This window comes from Longimicrobium sp., assembly GCF_036399255.1.
GTDB lineage: Bacteria > Gemmatimonadota > Gemmatimonadetes > Longimicrobiales > Longimicrobiaceae > Longimicrobium.
The window spans coordinates 29,850-49,253 of the sequence record NZ_DASWNM010000116.1 but is presented as its reverse complement, the minus strand read 5'-3'; the positions used below and the strand labels follow the sequence as shown (position 1 = coordinate 49,253).

The 19,404-nt window shown below is 71.1% G+C and carries 13 protein-coding genes and 1 riboswitch; of the genes, 3 read left to right on the top strand and 10 right to left on the bottom strand.

The annotated features are described in order from the left end of the window. Positions 1 to 203 precede the first annotated feature (203 nt). Both VGC13_RS21315 and lpdA read right to left on the bottom strand, forming a co-directional pair. Positions 204 to 1,193, bottom strand: coding sequence for a hypothetical protein (locus VGC13_RS21315; RefSeq protein ID WP_331127310.1), 990 nt, complete (start codon positions 1,191 to 1,193; stop codon positions 204 to 206). A 164-nt stretch (positions 1,194 to 1,357) separates the two neighbouring features. Then, on the bottom strand, positions 1,358 to 2,746 hold the full coding sequence (gene lpdA, locus VGC13_RS21310) for a dihydrolipoyl dehydrogenase (RefSeq protein ID WP_331127309.1): 1,389 nt from the start codon (positions 2,744 to 2,746) through the stop codon (positions 1,358 to 1,360). 314 nt (positions 2,747 to 3,060) lie between these two features. On the opposite strand from lpdA, the gene VGC13_RS21305 reads away from it, so the two are divergent. Next, entirely contained in the window at positions 3,061 to 3,540 is a 480-nt protein-coding gene (locus tag VGC13_RS21305; RefSeq protein ID WP_331127308.1) for a hypothetical protein, read from the top strand. A 682-nt stretch (positions 3,541 to 4,222) separates the two neighbouring features. Here the strand turns inward: VGC13_RS21305 and odhB are convergent. From odhB to VGC13_RS21280, 5 genes are all read right to left on the bottom strand, one after another. Further along, complete coding sequence (odhB, locus tag VGC13_RS21300; RefSeq protein ID WP_331127307.1) at positions 4,223 to 5,539, bottom strand: 2-oxoglutarate dehydrogenase complex dihydrolipoyllysine-residue succinyltransferase; 1,317 nt, start codon at positions 5,537 to 5,539, stop codon at positions 4,223 to 4,225. Between the two features lie 121 nt (positions 5,540 to 5,660). Then, positions 5,661 to 8,534 carry a 2-oxoglutarate dehydrogenase E1 component gene (locus VGC13_RS21295; protein WP_331127306.1) on the bottom strand — a complete coding sequence of 958 codons (2,874 nt, stop codon included), beginning with the start codon at positions 8,532 to 8,534 and terminating at the stop codon, positions 5,661 to 5,663. Between the two features lie 834 nt (positions 8,535 to 9,368). Continuing rightward, positions 9,369 to 10,067: a hypothetical protein gene (locus VGC13_RS21290; protein ID WP_331127305.1), complete on the bottom strand. Its 699-nt coding sequence runs from the start codon at positions 10,065 to 10,067 to the stop codon at positions 9,369 to 9,371. Positions 10,068 to 10,155: 88 nt separating this feature from the next. Continuing rightward, the gene (locus tag VGC13_RS21285) at positions 10,156 to 10,731 is read right to left on the bottom strand and encodes a hypothetical protein (protein WP_331127304.1); all 576 of its coding nucleotides are present in this window, start codon (positions 10,729 to 10,731) and stop codon (positions 10,156 to 10,158) included. Between the two features lie 143 nt (positions 10,732 to 10,874). Beyond that, positions 10,875 to 11,402, bottom strand: a complete 528-nt coding sequence (locus VGC13_RS21280) for a DUF417 family protein (RefSeq protein WP_331127303.1) — start codon at positions 11,400 to 11,402, stop codon at positions 10,875 to 10,877. Positions 11,403 to 11,845: 443 nt separating this feature from the next. Beyond that, a riboswitch (cyclic di-GMP riboswitch) is annotated at positions 11,846 to 11,937 on the top strand. Between the two features lie 22 nt (positions 11,938 to 11,959). Here VGC13_RS21280 and VGC13_RS21275 point away from each other — a divergent pair. Next, positions 11,960 to 13,003 carry a hypothetical protein gene (locus VGC13_RS21275; protein WP_331127302.1) on the top strand — a complete coding sequence of 348 codons (1,044 nt, stop codon included), beginning with the start codon at positions 11,960 to 11,962 and terminating at the stop codon, positions 13,001 to 13,003. A gap of 9 nt (positions 13,004 to 13,012) precedes the next feature. Then, positions 13,013 to 14,284 carry a DUF5723 family protein gene (locus VGC13_RS21270; protein ID WP_331127301.1) on the top strand — a complete coding sequence of 424 codons (1,272 nt, stop codon included), beginning with the start codon at positions 13,013 to 13,015 and terminating at the stop codon, positions 14,282 to 14,284. A 329-nt stretch (positions 14,285 to 14,613) separates the two neighbouring features. Here the strand turns inward: VGC13_RS21270 and VGC13_RS21265 are convergent, their stop codons facing one another. From VGC13_RS21265 to uvrA, 3 genes are all read right to left on the bottom strand, one after another. Continuing rightward, complete coding sequence (locus tag VGC13_RS21265; protein ID WP_331127300.1) at positions 14,614 to 14,880, bottom strand: anti-sigma factor family protein; 267 nt, start codon at positions 14,878 to 14,880, stop codon at positions 14,614 to 14,616. Next, positions 14,877 to 15,503, bottom strand: coding sequence for a sigma-70 family RNA polymerase sigma factor (locus VGC13_RS21260; RefSeq protein WP_331127299.1), 627 nt, complete (start codon positions 15,501 to 15,503; stop codon positions 14,877 to 14,879). The genes VGC13_RS21265 and VGC13_RS21260 overlap by 4 nt, the downstream gene beginning before the upstream one ends. A 528-nt stretch (positions 15,504 to 16,031) precedes the next feature. After that, on the bottom strand, positions 16,032 to 18,893 hold the full coding sequence (gene uvrA / locus VGC13_RS21255; RefSeq protein ID WP_331127298.1) for an excinuclease ABC subunit UvrA: 2,862 nt from the start codon (positions 18,891 to 18,893) through the stop codon (positions 16,032 to 16,034). Positions 18,894 to 19,404 lie beyond the last annotated feature (511 nt).

Here is a 19,404-nt window from a genome sequence, read left to right as displayed (position 1 = left end):
GCCGTCGGCGTGCATCGTGGCCAGCTGGAGCACACGCTTGTGCAGGTCGATCGCATGGAGCATCATCGGAGCCTCCTCAGTTGAGGGTGAAAGTGGCTCCTCAGCTTGCATCACGATCCCGCGTTCTGGAAGTATCAGAGTGGTTTTCTCTGTTCCCTCTGCGCGAGACTGTTCTTTTGCCGGATCTGGATGAACCGAGAACGTCAGGACCCATTCTCCACGTGCGGTGACGCGGACGGACCGTGTGCCTCCGCGCGGTCGCGGACGACCTGCAGGATGTTGCCCTGGATCTGGCGCATCACGAAGTCCGTCCACAGCGCGGCGTAGGGGTTGAAGTGCGTGCTGAGCCGGTGCGTGCTCCACAGGCGCAGCTCCACCTCGCCGGGGGCGACGGGGACGATCTCGTAGGTGCCGTCCAGCACGTCGAAGTACTCGCCGCCCACGGTCACGTGCTGGTCCAGCGTCTTCGTGGGAATGCTGTCCGCGGCGATGGTGAACGAAAGGCGGCGCAGGGGCGTCCACTCGGTCACCGTCTCGCGGAACAGGACGCCGCGCTCGAAGCTGGCCTCGCGCACGCCGCCTACGCCCTCGTGCGAGAGCGTGGCCTCGATGGGCCGCGGAAAGCCGATGCGGTGGATGAAGGTGGTGTGGTACTCCTCCGGCCGGATGGCGGGGACGCGGATGATCTGGCTCCACACCGCCGCCTCGTCCGCCCGGATGCGGATGCGGTTCTCCACGACGCGCCGCGACTGCATCTGCGGCAGCCGCTGCTCCAGCGGACCCGCGGCGTAGGGAAGGACCAGCACCACCAGCAGCGCCGACGCGCGCAGCCGCCGGTTGGCGATGGACCGGACGATCCAGGCCAGCGCCCCGCCCAGCAGCGCCATCGCCATGAACACGGGCGCCATCATCACCACGCAGATCAGCCCCTCCACCCCCACCGCCAGTACCGTGACCAGCACCATCACCGCCGCGGCCAGCGGAATCAGCACCGCGTGGAACGCACGGCGCTCGCCCGGCGGCGCGCCCGCGAACGCCAGGTACCCCACGGCCAGCGGCACCAGGAAGATGAAGGTGAACGTCATGGGCACGGCGATCGGCAACGAATCGCTGAACGCCAGGCGGGCGACCAGGCCATAGACCACGGCGCCCGCCAGCGTGGCGGCGACCGTGCGCTTGTTGAGGAGCGACATCGCGGGAAGCTCCAGGCTTTTGGGAGGAAAAGGCGAACGCGTTTGTTGAACACGTTCAGTTGAACGGGTTCAAGATGATGCACGGACATCCGCCGCGCAAGGAAAATCGCCGCGCTCCCGGAAGAGCGCGGCGATTCGTCCGCCTTGGATGCCGCCGGCGCGGCCTAGAAGTGGATGGCGCGGCCGGCGACGGCGAGGGCCGCTTCCTTGACCGCTTCGGGGAGCGTGGGGTGCGCGTGCACCGTCATGGCGATGTCCTCGGCGCTGCTGTGGAACTCCATCGCCAGCGCGGCCTCGGCGATCATGTCGCTGGCGCGGGGGCCCAGGATGTGAAGGCCCAGCAGCCGGTCCGTCTTCGCGTCGGCGATCACCTTGACCATGCCGTCCGTCTCGGCCATGGCGCGGGCGCGGCCGTTGGCCTGGAAGGGGAACTTGCCCACGCGGTACTCGCGCCCGGCGGCCTTCGCCTCTTCCTCGGTCATCCCCACCGACGCGATCTCGGGCCAGGTGTAGACCACGTTGGCCACGGCGTCGTAGTTGATGTGGCCGTGCTTGCCGGCGGCGAACTCCACCGCGGCCACGCCCTCTTCCTCGGCCTTGTGCGCCAGCATCCGCCCGCCGATGGCGTCGCCGATGGCGTAGACGCCGCCGACCCCGGTGTGGAACCGCTCGTCCACCTGGATGACGCCGCGCTCCAGCCGCACGCCGGCCTCCTGGAACCCCATCCCCTCCGTGTACGCGCGCCGGCCCACGGCCACCAGCACGTAGTCCGCCTCGATCGGCTCCTGCCCATCGATCGAGACCACCACCTTGTCGCCGCGCCGCTCGGCGCCGGTCACGCGGGTGCCGGTGCGCAGCTCGAAGCCCTCCTTGCGGAAGATGCGGTCGGCGGCCTTTACGATCTCGGCGTCCATGCCGGGAAGGATGGTGGGCGCCATCTCCAGCACCGTCACCTTTGCGCCCAGGCGCAGCCAGACGCTCCCCAGCTCCATTCCGATCACCCCGCCGCCGACGACGACCAGGTGGCCGGGGACTTCGGGGATGGTGAGCGCGCCGGTGCTGTCGATGATGCGCTCGTGGTCGAACTTCAGGAACGGCAGCTCCACGGGCACGGAGCCGGGGGCCAGGATCACGTGCTTTGCCCGCAGGGTGCGCGCGCCGCCCTCGCCCTGCACCTCGATCGTCTCGGGGCTGGTGAGCCGGCCAAAGCCGCGCACCCACTCGATCTTGTTCTTCTTGAAGAGAAAGGCCACGCCGTCGGTGTTGGACTTGACCACCGCGTCCTTGCGCGCGTGCATCTTCGCGACGTCCATCCTGGGCTCGTCGACGGTGATGCCGTGCAGCTTGCTCTTGTGGCGGATCTGGTCGAAGAGCTCGGTGCTGTCGAGCAGCGCCTTGCTGGGGATGCACCCCACGCGAACGCAGGTGCCGCCCAGCGCGCTCTCCTTTTCTACACAGGCGGTCTTGAAGCCCAGCTGCGCGGCGCGGATGGCGGCCACGTAGCCGCCGGGCCCCCCGCCCAGGACGACGAGGTCGAAGGTTTCTTCTGCCATGGGACCAGTGCGTGAGTGCGTCAGTGCGTTGAGTGCGGGAGTGGTCTCCACCGCACGATGTCGTCTTCATCGATCCCGCCGCGCCCGGCGTGCGGCGCGGCGGACGGGAAGCATGGGGCGCGCCGCCCGGTCCGGCAAGCGCGCCCGGGATCATACACCTGGTTGCATGCATCCGGGCCCGACCGGAGCCGCGTATCCGACGATTGGAACCGCGGTCCGCCGCGCCGCGGCGTTTGCCCCATCCTTGCATTGAAAACGATGCGGCAACCGCTGCAAGGGTGAACAAAGATTACAGGGGATCAAGGAAAGCACGCGTGCACTGGTTTCTGCGTTATCTGGAGTTGTGGCTGAGCGCGCTGGGGGTCGCGGTGATCCTGCTGGTGCCGGCCGTGGTGGGCGTCTCGCGCGACAACTACTGGTACGTCACCGCGCTGGTGGCGATCGTCGTGGGCGTGGTGCACGGGCTGATCTTCTGGAGCGTGCACCACCGCCAGCGGCTGGTTCGCGAGCGCACGGTGGCGCAGGTGCGCGCCATGCTGCGCGACGACGTCCACAAGCAGGTGGCGGCGCTGCTGACGATGGACGCGCGCGCCACCGATCGCCAGCGACAGCAGCTGGACGGCGTGTTCGATTCCATGATCCTGCTCGACCACCTGCTGGAGTCGCTTTCCACCGAGCGCCTGCGCACGTGGACGGGCTCGGAAGAAGGCCGCGTGGAGATCGAAAAGGGCAATCGCCCCACACGCACAGGTGGACGGCCGGACCTGCACGTGCACCGCGATTCGAAGAACTGAAAAGACGGGTCTCACACCGAATCCGGGAAAACACCCGTCATTCTGAGGAAGCGCCCACGCCGGGTTCTCAGGGGGTGTTGCCAAACCTCGCCGCGTGATTGACTTCCTGAGGGAGGCGCCACCTCGTAACTCGCTTGCACACTGCACCTTGGCGCCGACCGAAGGACCTCGCCAGCAGAACGATGGGGCTGGTCCCGCGGCATGGAGCCGGCCCCGCCTCGCCGGAGAGCAGGTCCTTCGGTCGCGCGCAGTCGGTTGTGTGAAATCGGGTTACACGTGGTGCGCTCCCTCAGGAAGTCATCGCTTCTTTGTGAGGTTGGGGGTTTAGCAACACCCTTTCAAGAAAGTCGCGAAGCCCGTTGGCGCGACCGAAGAATCTCCCTCCCCTCGCGCGGAACCCCTTTCCGGGCAGAGCCCGGGAACCCCGCGTGACGGAAAGATCCTGCCGCTTCGGATAAAGATTCTTCGGTCGGCGCCAGGCTCCGGAGCGTACGGAAAGCACCGCACGGCGCCTCCCTCAGAATGACAGTTTGTCGGATGTGGTATCTGTGTGAGGATTTGGTTTATCAACCGAAACACGAAGGACCTGCCGCCACGCGACAGGTCCTTCGTCTCATCCACTTCCGCACTCACGCACTGACGCACTCCCGCACTCCCGCACTCCCGCACTCCCGCACTGCCGTCACCCCTCCAGCAGCATCGCCGTGGGATCTTCCAGCATCCGCTTTACCGTCACCAGGAAGCGCACCGCCTCGCTGCCGTCCACGATGCGGTGGTCGTAGGTGAGCGCCACGTACATGATGGGGCGGATCTCGATGGCCCCGTTCACCACCATCGGCCGCTCCACGATGTTGTGCATCCCCAGGATGCCCACCTGCGGCGGGTTCAGGATGGGCGTGGAGAGCATGGATCCGAACACGCCGCCGTTGGTGATGGTGAAGGTGCCGCCCTGCAGGTCCTCGAGCCCCAGCTTGCCGTCGCGCGCGCGGGTGCCCAGCTCGGCGATGGCCTTTTCCAGAGCCGCAAAGCTCAGCCGGTCCGCGTCGCGCACCACGGGGACGACGAGCCCCTCCTCCGCGCCCACCGCGATGCCGATGTCGTAGTAGCTCTTCAGGACGATCTCGTCGCCCTGGATCTCGGCGTTCAGCCGGGGAAACTGCTTGAGCGCGCCGATGACGGCCCTGGTGAAGAACGACATGAAGCCCAGCTTGATGCCGTTGCGCTTCACGAAGTCGTCCTGGCGCGCCTTGCGCAGGTCCATGATGGCCTTGAGGTCCACCTCGTTGAAGGTGGTCAGGCTGGCCGTGGTCTGCTGCGCCTCCACCAGTCGCCGGGCGATGGTCTGCCGGCGGCGCGACATCCGCTGCCGCTCCTCGCGCCCGTCCGCCGCGCGCGCCGGCTTCGCGGGAGCGGCGGGCTGGGCGGGCGCCGCGGGAGCCGCCGGCTGCGCCGGGGCCGCGGCGGGCGCGGGCTGGGCGGCGCGGGCGCGGCCGTCCTCGATCACCTTGAGCACGTCTTCCTTGGTGACGCGCCCGTTGGGGCCGCTGCCGCGGATGGAGGCCACGTCCAGCCCGTGCTCCGCCACCAGCGCGCGCACCGCCGGCGACGTCTGCGCGTCCGCCGGCCCGCCGCCCGCCGAAGCCTCGGCTGCCGCGGGAGCTTCCGCCGCCGCCGCCGGTGCGGCCGCGGCCTCCGCCGGCGCCTTTTCCTCGTAGCGTGCCGAGGCCGTCTGCCCCGCCGCGTCGGCCGGGGTGGCGCCGTCGGCGGACTCCAGCGTGCCCAGGAGCTCGTTCACGCCGACGGTGTCGCCCTCGTTCTTCTGGATCTTGCCAAGGGTTCCGGCCGCCTGCGCCGCCACCTCGACGGTGATCTTGTCCGTCTCCAGCTCCACCAGGATCTCGTCCTTGGCGACGGAATCGCCCTCCTTCTTGGTCCAGCGGCCCACCGTGGCCTCTACGACGGACTCGCCCAGGGGCGGAACTCGGATCTCAACGGGCATTCTGTGCTCCCGGTACGTTCTGAAAGAAAGGGGACAGGTTACAGGGGACAGGGTACAGCCAGCAACAGCACGCGCCGTTGCCCGCTATTCCCTATTCCCTGTTCCCTATTCCCTGCAGTTTTCACTTGCGCTTGCCGATCAGCTTTTCGCCGCCGCGGCGCGCGGGCGGGCCCACCGGGGGCGAATCGCCCAGCGCGGCAAAGACGATGCGGTTCTGCTCCTGCTGGTGGCGGTGCTGGTAGCCCTCCGCCGGGCTGGCGCGGTCGGGCCGGCCCTCGTAGCGCACGGGGACGTCCAGCGCATCCACCAGCCGCGGCCCCACGTACGTCCACGCACCCATGTTGCGCGGCTCCTCCTGCACCCAGACGATCTCGCGCAGGTTGGGATACGTGGCCGCCAGCGCGCGGATCTCCTCCGCGGGAAAGGGATACAGCTCCTCCACCCGGCCCAGGGCCACCCGCTCCACCCCCGGCACCGCCGCGCGCTCCCGGCGCTGGTCGTCGGAGCTGCCCACCAGGTCCACGTACACCTTGCCCGACGACAGCAGCAGCCGCGTAACGCCCTCGGCCCGCTCCGCCGCGGACGCGTCGGCGATCACCGGCTGAAAGGTGCCCTGCGCCAGCTGGTCGATGCCGGACGCCGCCAGCGGGTGGCGCAGCAGGCTCTTGGGGCTCATCACCACCAGCGGCCGCGGGTCCGCGTGCAGCATGGCCGCCTGCCGGCGCAGCAGGTGAAAGTAGTTGGCCGACGTGGTGCAGTTGGCCACGCGCAGGTTGTTCTCGGCGCACAGCTGAAGGAACCGCTCCAGCCGCGCGCTGCTGTGCTCCGGCCCCTGCCCCTCGTAGCCGTGCGGGAGAAGGAAGACCAGCCCCGAGCGCTGCTGCCACTTCTGGTACGACGCCGCCACGTACTGGTCGATGATGACCTGCGCGCCGTTCACGAAGTCGCCGAACTGCGCCTCCCACAGCACCAGCGCGCCGGGATCGCCCACGCTGTAGCCGTACTCGAAGCCCACCACCGCCATCTCGGACAGCGGCGAGTTGTGGATCTCGAAGCTGGCCCTTGCCTGCGGAAGCAGGTGGAACACGTTGAGCCGCGCCCCCGTATTGGCGTCGCGCAGCACGGCGTGGCGGTGGCTGAAGGTGCCGCGCTCCACGTCCTGCCCCGTCAGCCGCACCGGCACGCCCTCGGCCAGCAGCGACGCGAAAGCCAGCGCCTCGGCGTGGCCCCAGTCGATGCTGGGCTGGCCGCTCTCGGCCTCGCCGCGCTTCTGCAGCACCTTTTCCAGCCGCGCGTTGGGCACGAAGCCGTCCGGGCGCGCCAGCAGCGCGCGGTTCAGCTCCAGCAGCGTGCCGCGGGCCACGGCCGTGGCCCGCGGCGCCTTGCCGTTGCGCGAGGGCGGCTCGTCGTGCACGGTGAGCCTGGGCCTGTCGCCCAGCTCTTCCAGCACGCGGGCCAGCTGGTCGAGCACCCGCTGGTACGCCGCGTCCGCCTCTTCGCGCGACAGCACGCCCTGCTCCACCAGCCGGTTCGCCAGCGTCTCGCGGGCCGTGGGATGGTCCTTGATGACGCCGTACATCACCGGCTGCGTAAAGAGCGGCTCGTCGCCCTCGTTGTGCCCCCAGCGCCGGTAGCCCACCAGGTCGATGACGAAGTCCTTGCCCCAGCGCCGGCGGTACGCGTGCGCCAGCCGCGCCACGGCCAGGCACGCCTCGGCGTCGTCCGCGTTGACGTGCACCACGGGGACCTCGAAGCCCTTGGCCAGGTCGCTGGAGTAGCGGGTGGAGCGCCCCTGCTGCGGGTCGGTGGTAAAGCCGACCTGGTTGTTGGCGATGATGTGGATCGTCCCGCCGACCGAATAGCCGGGGAGCGACTGCATGTTGAAGGTCTCGGGCACCACGCCCTGCCCCGGGAACGCCGCGTCGCCGTGGATGAGCACGGCCAGCGCGCGCGAAACCTCCACCCGGGGCGGGCCGGCGGACGCGGTTTCGTCCTGGGCGGCGCGCGTCATCCCCACCACCACGGGATTGACGAACTCCAGGTGGCTGGGGTTGGGGGAAAGGCGGACGCGCACCGGCCTGCCGTTCACGTCGCGCTCGTCCGTCCACCCCATGTGGTACTTCACGTCGCCGCTGGGCTCGTCGGAGTTCTGCTCCGTGTCGCGGCCCACCGCCTCCTGCGCCACCTTGAAGCCGGCCAGCATCATCGCGTACGGCTTGCCCAGCACGTGGGTCAGCACGTTCAGCCGGCCGCGGTGCGCCATGCCGATGAGCACGTCGTCCGCGCCGGCGCCCGCCGCCTCGGCGATGATCTCGTCCAGCATGGGGACCATGGCGTCGGTCCCCTCGATGGAAAAGCGCTTCTGCCCGAAGAAGGCGCGGTGAAGAAAGCGCTCGAAGCCCTCCACCTGCGAGAGCCGGTCCAGCAGCGCGCGGCTGCGCTCCGCCGGCAGCGGCTGCGCGTAGGCGCCGCTCTCCACCGCCTCGCGAATCCACCCCCGCTCGTCGGGGTCGGGCAGGTGCAGGAACTCGTATCCCACCGTGCCCATGTACACGCGCCGCAGCCGCTGGATTTCGTCCAGCGCGCTGGCGGAGCGGGGGTCGTGGCCAAAGATGGCGCTCGCGGGAAGCCGCGCCAGCTCGGCGTCGCTCAGCCCGTAGCGCGCCGGGTCCAGCACCGGGTCGGGTGCGGCGTCGGCGCCCAGCGGGTCCAGCCGGGCCCCCGTGTGGCCGCGGGCGCGGATGGAGCGTCCCAGCTCGCGCGCGGCGAACACCTTTTCGATGTCCGCCGCCGGGGCCGCCGCGCCGGCGGACGGCACGGGCGCCGCCGCGGTGGACGGCGCCGCCGCGGCCTCCAGCGCCTGCAGGTCGGCCGGGGACGCGGATGCGAAGTAGTCGCGCCACCCCTGCTCGACGGAAGCGGGGTCGCGTGTAAAGCGCTCGTAAAGCTCGAGCACGTAGCCCGCGTTGGGGCCGTGAAAGCGTTGCTCTGCCATGGGTCCAGCCTGGTCAGGTGGCGCCCGCTCCCGCGGATGCGCCCGTAAGCCCTGCCGCCGTCAGTGGGGCGGAGGGCGAGCCGCGCGTAACTTATGCGGCGGCGGCGCGGCCCGCCACCGCCGCCCCGCGGGCGCCCGCGGGGCACTGACGCACGGTGTGCGCCGCCGGGAGCCCCAGCCGGGCTTCCGGAGGGGCGATGGCGAATGATGCTCGTTGCCGAATCCCATTTGGCAACGCGCCGTCCGCCCGCTGGAGCGAATGAATTCGCCGCTGGGAAATCGCAAAGTCCGCCTTCGCGGACTCGGCGGCCCGGCTATCTACGGCATCCGAAGCACCTGCGCGTCCGCAACCGGGCCAATCACCGGATTAGATCCGCAATGAACACAATTCGCTGCGACAACCACACGAGCGCCGCCTTCGGGGACTGGAAGGTGGGGGCAGGTGCCTGTCACGTGGTCGGGATCGTTGTTCAACCTCCCCCAGCAGTTTGGGGGAGGTGGGCGAGTAATGCGAGCCCGGAGGGGGCGTGCCCCCCGCTCAGCCCCCTTGCCGAAGCGCGATCGAATTCTCCCCTCTCCGCGAGGAACGAGCGGGGAGGGGCCGGGGGAGGGGCACCCCGCCGACGCAGCCCGGACTGTCCAAAGCGCGATCGAATTCTCCCCTTTCTCCCGCTCCGCGGGGGAGAGGGGCCGGGGGAGAGGGGGCCCGGTCGGGCGCCAGTTCGATCCCCGTCGCCGATCCTCGACCGATGCTCTTCCCCGCCCTGAACACAACGAAGAGGGCGGACCTCTCAGCCCGCCCTCCTCCACGATCCACATCCACCCAACCGCCCGCTACCGGATCGACTTCAGCTGCACGACGACGGGGCGGCCGACGATTTCCTGCTTCACCAGCACGTGCGGGCCTTCGGCGCGCAGCCACATCACCAGCGCCGACGAGCCGCCCGACACCTGCACGCGGTACGACTGAAAGGTGCCGGCGGGCACCGTCACGCTTTCGAGGGCGCCCACCGCGAACGTCACCGGCTCCACCGCACCCGTGCTGGTGTTGAAGAACGGGATGACGATGGACCTGCCCGGCGCCAGCTCGGCGGTGGAAAGCATGGCCTCCTCCATCTGGCTCCACGCCAGCCCCGGGACGGCGGCCACGTCGAACGTCTTGTCGCCGCCCGCCTGCGCCGGCATCGCCGACGATCCCGTCACACGGCCGTTCTCCACCCGCACGTCGGCGCGACCCTCGAAGGGGCCGGCGTAGGTCTCGCCGTACGCGCCCGGCTCCCACCGCGGCCCCCACGCCGCGTCGATGGTCTGCCGCACGGCGCCGAACGTCCCCTCCATGCGGAACTTCCAGCCGTCGCCGTCGCGCGCCAGCGTGTTGACGGAGCGGCCAAAGGCGTTGCCCTGCGCCAGGATCTCGTACTCCGCCGTGAACGGCCGCAGCCGCGCGGTGTCGAAGTCGCCGCGCTGCGCGTGCGCGGGTGCGGCCAGCAGCACCAGGGCCGCCACGGCCGCGGAACGAACCAGGGTCTTCATCGGATTGCCTCGAGTGAGCGTGTGGGGAAGGTGGCCGATGGAAATCACACATCGCGGGGCGCCGTGGACATCGCGCCCCGCGCCGGCGTCAGTGCAGGAACCGCGGCCCCTCGGGCTCGTCCAGCCCGGCGGCAAAGCGGCGGGGGCGGCGCGGAAGCGGGGGGATGGCGGGCGGCACGTCCACGGCGTGGTCCGGCTCCATCCACCCCACCACCGACACCGGCAGCAACCCGATCGCGACGGCCACGGCGGCGAACACGCCCACCGCCGCGCGCGGGTCCGACGGCAGCCACAGCGCCTCGATGCGCAGCGCCAGCTCCGCGTAGACCACCACCGACAGCAGCAGCCACCCCGTCCCGTGGAACGCCGCCGCGTACGCGCGGTCGCGGGCGGCCAGCCGTCCCGCGTCCAGCGGGCGCGCGCCGCCCCGCAGCACCGACGCCTCGCCCAGCGAGAACAGGCACACCAGCCCGGCGATCAGCGTCACCGCGCCGCCAAAGCCGGCCAGCGCGCCGTCCCCGCCAACGCCGCTCACGGCCACGTGCGCCGCGAACGCCGCCCACAGCCCCGCGACCGCCATCCGCCGGTGCCGCTGGTCGTGCAGCCGCAGCCACGCGAAGGGGCGGCCGTGGCGAACGCGCAGAAAGAACTCGCCTGCCTTCATCTTTCGATTGATCCTGCGTCCGTGGAGCGCGGCCCGGCGCTCCATCCGTGGGGTGGATCCGGGGACGCACCCGGATACGGACGCGCGCCCCGCCAGGATTCACGCCGTGCAGTCGGCGCGTCCCGGCGGGGGGATGATGCGGGTCAGCGGATGGCGGGCCGGGCGGACGCGGCGCGCAGCGCGTCGCCGGTGATCCACACCGCCGCGCCCAGCAGGAACAGGTCCTTGATCAGGAACGAGCCCGCCATCCCCGGCATGGGAAGCGGCCAGCCGGGAACGCTGGCCCACGCGCCCGGCGTGGTGAACAGAAAGCTGAGCGTGGCCAGGAAGACGAGGGACGCGCCGATGCCGCCGGCGGCCCCCGCCCGCGGCGACCACGGCCTCGCCAGCAGCAGCCCCGCGACGATGATCTCGGCGACCCCGATGAGGCTGGATACGCCGCGTACGCTCAGCACGGCGTACATCCATCCCATCAGCGGGCTGTTGGCCACCAGCGGGCGGATGGCCTCCGCCTCGACCGGGTGGAACTTGAAGAGGCCGAAGTACAGCAGGATGGCCACCAGCCCGTAGCGCAGGAGGGCGGCGCCCGCCGCCTCCAGACGCGCGCCCGCCGCCGCCGCATCCACCCGGCGCGCCGTCACCAGCCCCGCATCGTGCGCAATCGTGGTCATCATCCCCCGCCGCGTTCGCGTGATCCCGCCGCCGGCTCCCGTCCGGCACCTGAGATCCAGAATGCGCCCGGCGCCCCGATGGTTCCCGCACGTCTCGACCCCGGATTCACGAGGGGCTGGTCCCTGGCCCCGATCCCCAAACGGCGACGCGCCGCAACCTGCTGGCCCGGCGAAGCTTGAGCCTCCACCGACTTCTTGCCGCCTCTCGTTTTGCAAAGACGTGCGGAGAAATGCACGCAGTCCTCCGCCCGCCCGGGGAACGGACTGCTCCCGGAGCAGAGACGGAACTCCAGCGGTGGCGCGGCGGATACGCGGTGGAGGCGCGCGCCGGGACGGCAGGCACGGTTCGTGGAACAGGGGCCGCGCAGGCCGCCCTCGCGCGGCTGCTCACGTCGCGCGCGCAGGTAGCCGAATCCTGCCGCCGGGCGCGGACGCCATCGTCCCGCCACTCACGGCAAACCCGTCGAAAGGCGGGGACGCAAAGCTACGAGGCTACCGCGGGGCCGCGCCCCGCCACGCCAGTCGAGCCGCCAGACGCTGTACTCCGTGGTTTCCCGATGATCATCCGTCGTCTTGCCGCGCTTGCCGCACTGGGCAGCGCAACCCTGGCCGCGTGCGGCCGCGCCGACCAGGCGCTCCCCTTCGACAGCGGCTCCCTGGAGCCGGTGACGCGCACCATCCCCGCCGCGGGAGGCACCGTAAGCACCCCCGCCGGCGCGTCCGTGCAGCTTCCCGCCGGCGCCGTTCCCGCCGGGACGGCCGTCACCCTGACGCCGGCCCCCGCGCAGGCGCCCGCCACCGGCACCGCCGCATACGCGTACGCCTTTCAGCTGCAGCCGGCCGGCCTGGCCCTGTCCACGCCGGCGTCGGTGGACCTGCGGGTGGACGCCGCCGCCCCCAACGCGTGGCTGGCCTCCGTCGTCGTGGCCACGCCCAGCGGCATCGTGGAGAACGGCGCGGGGAGCGTGGACCTGAACAGCGGCCTGCTGCGCGGGGAGATCGGCGCGCTGGGCACCGTCACCGCCGTCGTCCCCGAAGCGTCCGCCATCGTACGCGCGCAACCGCTGGGCGCCGCCATTCGCGCCGCCTCGCCCGCGACAGCCGCCGCGCTGACCGGCCCCGCGACCCGCGCCCTGCGCGGCGACTGCGGCGCCCCCGGCCGCCGCTGCACGGGGCTGGCGGTGGAGGTGAGCGAGCGCCTGCTGTCGCTGGTCGACACGGCGGCGGTCCTCTACCCCCGCATCTCGGGGCAGATCACGATCAACGGACTGTCGGCCTCGGGGTCGCTGACGGCCCTCACGCCGCTGCGCGTGCGCCTGGGCGCGCGGACCACGGCCACCACCCTCCACAGCCGCATCGTCGCCACGGCCACGCCGCAGACGGTGGTGACCGAGACGGACGGGCGCATCACCCTGACCAACGTGCGCGTGCTGGGGCAGTCCGGCCGCGACCAGGGCGAGACCACGGCCACGCTCACGGTGGAGTACCAGGGCGCGCAGGCGTGGATTCGCCTGGAGCACCAGTTCGACGCGGTGGTGGAGGGCGGCACCCGCCAGCCGGTGACGGTGGCCGCGCGCGTGCCGCTGGTCCGCGTGCAGTAGGTGGGTGCGATGACCTTCAGACCGGGAGCGCACGCCCTCGCGGCCGCCGCCGTTCTCGCGGCCGGCACCGCACAGGCGCAGGTGGCCGCGACCCCGCGGGCGCTGGGGATGGGCGGCGCGTACGGCGCCGTGGCGCGCGGGCAGGAATCGCTCTTTCAGAACCCGGCCAGCCTGGCGCTGGGCGGAACGCCCCGCTGGTCCGTGGCCGTGGGGCAGGTTGCGGCGGGCGCCGGGGTGCGGGGCGCCGGGTTGGGAGACGTGGGGGACCTGCTGGACTACGACGCCCTGGCCCAGCCGCGCCGCGACGAGATCCTGGCCGGCGTACCGGACTCGGGGGTGGATGCGGACGTGGACGTGCGCGTCCCCATCGCCGCCGTGCAGGTGAGCCGGGTGGCCGTGGGCCTTTCGTGGGCGGGAAGCGCGCGCCAGAACGTGGGCCGCGACCTGGTGGACCTGGTGCTGAACGGATACCAGTCCGGCCGCACCGACTATTCGGTGGGCGCCACCGGCGGCACGCGGCTCAGCTACTTCGACCTCTCCGCCGCCTGGGCCCGCCGCGCCGGCCCGGTGAGCGTGGGGGTGGCGGCGCACTACCTGGCGGGCGGCACGCTGGCCCGGTCGCGTCTGTTCGAGCCGCAGTTCGACCTGGAGGCGGAGGACCTGTCGGCGGAGTACCGCGAGGTGTACGCCCGCGGCGGCCACGGCTGGGCGGTGGACGTGGGCGTGGCGGCGGAGCCGGCCCCCGGGGTCACGGTGAGCGCCGCGCTGTCGAACGTGGCCGCGGGGATGACGTGGTCCGACGAGCTGCGCACGCGGCACGTGGTGCTGCGCCGCGCCACCTTCGAGGGCGACGGCGTGGAGAACGCGTTCAATTCGCTGGAGGACAGCGACGAGGGCGTGGACCCGTCCGCCGCCCCCGCGACGGTGTACGAAACCGCGCGCGGGCTGTACGACCAGGCGTACCTTCCCGCCACCCTCCGCGCCGGGGTGGCGTGGGCGGCGCCGGGCGGGCGCACGCGGGTGGCCGCCGGCTACCAGGACGCACTGACCGCCGGCCGGATGGGCGCGGGATGGGACCGCACCGTCTCGGTGGGCGTGGAGCAGCGCGTGCCGCTGGTGACGCTCCGCGCGGGCGCCGCCACCGACCTGGACGGGGCCGCGCTGCTTTCCGGCGGCCTGAGCCTGGGACCCCTGCACGTGGGCGTAGCCCGCACCAGCGCGTCCGCGGGGCGCAGCGGCTGGACCGCCAGCCTGGGTCTGGCCACGCAGGCCCCTCGCTGATCCGGACGAAGAAGGTCTCGGGCCGAATCCAGGAAAACAACACCTTCACGGGTACAGAGGAACAGAGTCAGACAGAGGAGGCAAGATGATGTTTCAACTCGCTTTCTCTGTCTGACTCTGTTCCTCTGTACGATCATTCTTTTCCAGGATCTGGGATCACGCAGAAACGCGGAGGGGCGCCCGGCACCGTCGGCTACGGCTGGCTCTCGCGCGAGGGGCCGCCCGTTTCCGAAGGAGATTCTTCGGTCGGCGCCACGGGCCTTGGAGCGTGGTAGACGGCTCTGCGCGGCGCCTTCCTCAGAATGACAGCGGGTGGCCAGAGGCGTCGTTCAGGAGGGATGCGCATCCGCGCCGCGGGCGGAGGCGATCAGCGACGAGATGCGTGACATCAGGTCGCCGGGGGCGCGGATGCGGCGCAGCTTGCCGCGCACGTCGTCGATCACCGTGCGCTCGAAGTGCACCTCCGACGCGCAGATGGCGCACGTCTCCAGGTGCCGCTGCACGCACTCCATCTCTTCGGGCGGAAGCTCGCGGTCCACGAAGTCGTCCAGGCGCAGGAACGCCTCTTCGCAGGTGTATCGGTCGATGTGGCTCATAGGTCCCCCTCCATGGGCCCGCGCACGGTCGCTGCCGCCAGCCCGGCGTCCAGCGCCGCCTGCCACAGCCGCTTCTGCAGCAGCTTGCGGCCGCGGTGCAGGCGCGAGCGCACGGTGCCCACCGGTACGCCCGACACCTCGGCGATCTCCTGGTACGACAGGTCTTCGATGAAGTACAGCGTGCACGCCACGCGAAACTCCTCGGGGAGCGAATCCACCGCCCGCGCCACGTCCTGGCCCTCGATGCGGTCCAGCACCTCGCGCGCGGGGTCGCGCCCGGCGCCGTGCATCCCCGCGTGGTACGTCTGCACGTACAGGTGGATGAGCGGCGCCTCTTCCTCCATCCCGTCCATGCTCACCTCCGGCCGCCTGCGACGCCGCGACGCGTAGAAGCAGTTGACCAGGATGCGCAGGAACCACGCGCGAAAGTTCGTGTCGGGCGTAAAGGTGTGAAAGCCGCGAAAGGCCAGCAGCGCCGCCTCCTGCACCAGGTCCTGCGCGTCGTCGCGGTTGCCGGCCAGGCGCAGCGCCGTCGCGTAGGCGCGGTCCACCACCGGCGCCAGCAGCGACTCGAAGTCGGCCGGCGCCGCGGCGGGTGCGGCGGGGGAGAGGGTTCCTTCCATGGCGTGTCCCGCGGCGGGTTCGCCGGGTTTGATCGTGCCCGGCAGAGAGAGGAATGCGGATGGGGCGGGAATGGTTCCCGAGCGGGTGAAGGGGTGAAGGGGTGAAGGGGTGAAGGGGTGAAGGGGTGAAGGGGTGGATCGGGGCTCGGCGAAGGGGATCACGCTGGCGCCCGACAGGGCCCCCTCTCCCCACGGCCCCTCTCCCCCGCTGCGCGGGGGAGAGGGGAGAATTCGATCGCGCTTCGGATGGCTTCGTGCGAGGGGCACGCCCCCTCCGGGCTCGCATTACTCGCCCACCTCCCCCAAAACCCCTGGGGGAGGTTGAACTGCGATGCTGCTTTGATCCCGCCACGTGGCAGGCACCCGCCCCTACCCACACCCTCACAGTCCGCGAAGGCGGCCTTCGTGTGGTCGTTGCAGCGAATTCATTCGCCCTTGCAACCCCTCGCGCAGCGAATCACCCCGTTCACCCCTTCACCCCTTCACCCCTTCACCCCTTCACCCCTTCACCCCTTCACCCGTTCACCGCTACGCCGCCCGCGGCTCCACCTCCAGGATCGGCGCCAGCCACTGCCCCGTCAGGCTCTCCGGCACGCGCGCCACGTCCTCCGGCCGCCCCATCGCCACGATGTGCCCGCCGTCGGGGCCGGCGCCGGGGCCCAGGTCCACGATCCAGTCCGCCGTCTTGATCACGTCCAGGTTGTGCTCGATCAGGACCACCGTGTGCCCCGCGTCGGCCAGGTCGCCCAGCACGCGCAGCAGCTTCTTGATGTCGTCCATGTGCAGGCCGGTGGTCGGCTCGTCCAGGATGTACAGCTTTTTGCCGCCGCGACGCGCCCCCATCGCCAGCTCGCGCGCCACCTTGATGCGCTGCGCCTCGCCGCCCGAAAGCGTGGGCGCGGGCTGGCCCAGGCGCAGATAGCCCAGCCCCACCTGCTGCAGGTGCCACAGCACCTCGCCCAGCCGGTCCTCGTGAAGAAAGAAGCGGATGGCCTCGTCCACCGTCATCTCCAGCACGTCCTGGATGCTGCGCCCCCGGTAGCGGGCCGCCAGCACCTCGGGCTTGAACCGCGCGCCGCCGCAGATCTCGCAGGGGACGAAGACGTCGGCCATGAACACCATCTCCACCTGCACCTGGCCCTCGCCCTTGCACGCCTCGCAGCGCCCGCCCGCCACGTTGAACGAAAAGTGCCCCGGCCCAAAGCCCAGCCGCTTGCTGTCGGGAAGGCTGGCGAAGATGCGGCGCACCTCGTCGTACGCCTTGATGTACGTCACCGGGTTGCTGCGCGGCGTGCGCCCGATCGGCGACTGGTCCACGAGAACCACTTCGCGCAGCTGGCTTACGCCGTGCAGCCGCTCGAAGCCGCCCACCGTCTCGCCCAGGTGCCGCTTGGCCGTCGTCTCGCCGCCCGAAAGCTCGCGCTCCACGGCGCGATAGAGGACGTCGTGCACCAGCGTGCTCTTTCCCGATCCGCTCACCCCCGTCACCACCGTCAGCGCGCCCAGGGGAAAGACCGCCGAGTCGCCCTTCAGGTTGTGCTCGCGCGCACCCTCCAGCCGCAGCCTGGGGCCGTCCACCGGCCGGCGGCGCGCGGGGATCTCGATGCGCTCGCGGCCAGACAGGTACCTCCCGGTCAGCGTGTCGGAGGCCAGCATCTCCTGCAGCGTCCCCTGGAACATCAGCTCGCCGCCCAGCTCGCCGCTGCCGGGCCCCAGCTCCACCAGGTGGTCCGCCAGACGCATGGCCTCGGGGTCGTGCTCCACCACGATCACCGTGTTGCCGTGGTCGCGCAGGCGCACCAGCAGGCGCAGCAGGCGGTCGTTGTCGGCGGGGTGCAGGCCGATCGTGGGCTCGTCCAGCACGTACAGCGTGTCCACCAGCCGCGAGCCCAGCGCGTTGCTGAGCGTGATGCGCTGCGCTTCGCCGCCGCTGAGCGTGCGCGTCTGCCGGTCCAGCGTCAGGTATCCCAGCCCCACGTCGCACAGAAAGCCCACGCGCGAGTCCAGCTCCTTGAGGATGCTGTCCGCGATCCCCCGCTCCTGCTCGCTGAGCGGCGGCTCCGGGCAGTCCGCCCCCGTCCGCCCCTCGCGCATGGCCCGCAGCCAGGGCATCAGCCGCCCCAGCGCCAGGGCCGAGACCTCCGCGATGGTCCGGCCGCCCACGCGCACCCGCAGCGCCTCGGCGCGCAGCTTGGCGCCGCCGCAGACGGGGCAGTCCTGTGCGCTCTGGTACTGGCGGATGAAGACGCGGATGTACTGCTTGTACCGCTTTTCCCCCAGCTCCTCGAAGAAGTCGTAGACCCCCTGGAAGCCGCGCTGGCCGTGGAGGACGATCTTGCGGAACCGCTCCGGCAGCTCGCCCCACGGCGCGTCCAGCGACACGCCCTCCTTGGCCGCCAGCTGCGCCAGCTTCGCGCGGCGCGTGTCGTAGCGCGGCTTGCTCCACGGGTCCACCGCCCCCTCCGCCAGCGACCGCGAGGCGTTGGGGACGATGAGCGAGTCGTCCAGCCGCAGCACCGCGCCAAAGCCGGTGCACTCCGGGCAGCTGCCGTAGGGGTTGTTGAAGCTGAACAGCTGCGGCGAGGGCGTGGCGAACTCGATCTCGGGGTGGTCCGGGCAGCGGAACCGCTCCGTGAACCGCATGCGCGGCGGGCCGACGGGAATGACGATGGCCTCGCCCTCGCCCTCGGTAAACGCCGTCTGCAGGCTGTCGGCCAGGCGCGCCGTGTCGTCGGGGTCCGCGCGCAGGCGGTCGACGATGACCAGCAGCTCCTTTTGCCGCGTCAGGTCCACGTCCGCCGGCAGCTCGTCCAGGTGCATCTCGCGCCCGTCGGCCATCAGGCGCAGAAAGCCCAGCGCGCGCAGGTTCTCCACCACCAGCGCGTGCGTGACCTTGTGCGAAAGCGGAAGCGGAAAGCACACCATCACCCGCGTCCCGGGGGGAAGCGCGAGCACGGCGTCGGTGGCGGTCTGCACGGTGTCGGGCTTGACCTCGCGGCCGCAGGGGCGGCCGGGGTGGTCGCCGGGGCAGTAGGTGCGGCCCACGCGCGCCCACAGCAGGCGCAGGTAGTCGTGCACCTCCGTGGCCGTGCCGACGGTGCTGCGGCTGGTCTTGGTGGGGTTGCGCTGCTCGATGGCGACCGCGGGGGAAATGCCCTCGACGCGGTCCACGTCGGGCTTTTCCATGCGGTCGAGGAACTGCTTGGCGTACGTGGAGAGCGATTCCACGTACCGGCGCTGCCCCTCGGCGTATACCGTATCGAACGCCAGCGACGACTTCCCCGAACCCGACGGCCCCGTGATGACCACCACCGCGCGGCGCGGCAGGTCCAGGTCCAGGTTCTTGAGGTTGTGCTGCCGGGCCCCTCGAATGACGATGCGATCCTTCATATTCCCGAAAACATACCGAACTCTGAACGTGTGCGCAAAGTGCGTGTCGAAGGTGGCGCATCCAGCCCGCACGAATCTCGCCGCGGGACCCGTCCCGTACAAACGGCGGCGGGGAGGGAGAGGCGGAAGGGAAGAACGATCGGCTTCGGACAGGACTGCGCGAGGGGCACGCCCCCTCCGGGCTCGCACCACTCGCCCACCTCCCCCAAAACCCCTGGGGGAGGTTGGGGTGGGGACTGGGGGGTGGTGGATCGACGAACGGGATCGAACTGCGCCCGACGGGGTGCCCCTCCCCCGGCCCCTCCCCGTTCGTTCCTCACGGAGAGGGGAGAATTCGATCCCGCTTCGGAAAATCCCGACCGAGGGGCACGCCCCCTCCGGGCTCGCACCACTCGCCCACCTCCCCCAAAACCCCTGGGGGAGGTTGAACTTCGTGGCTGCTTCGATCCCGCTACGCGGCAGGCACCCGCCCCTACCCCACATCACGCCAGTCCGCGAAGGCGGCCTTCGT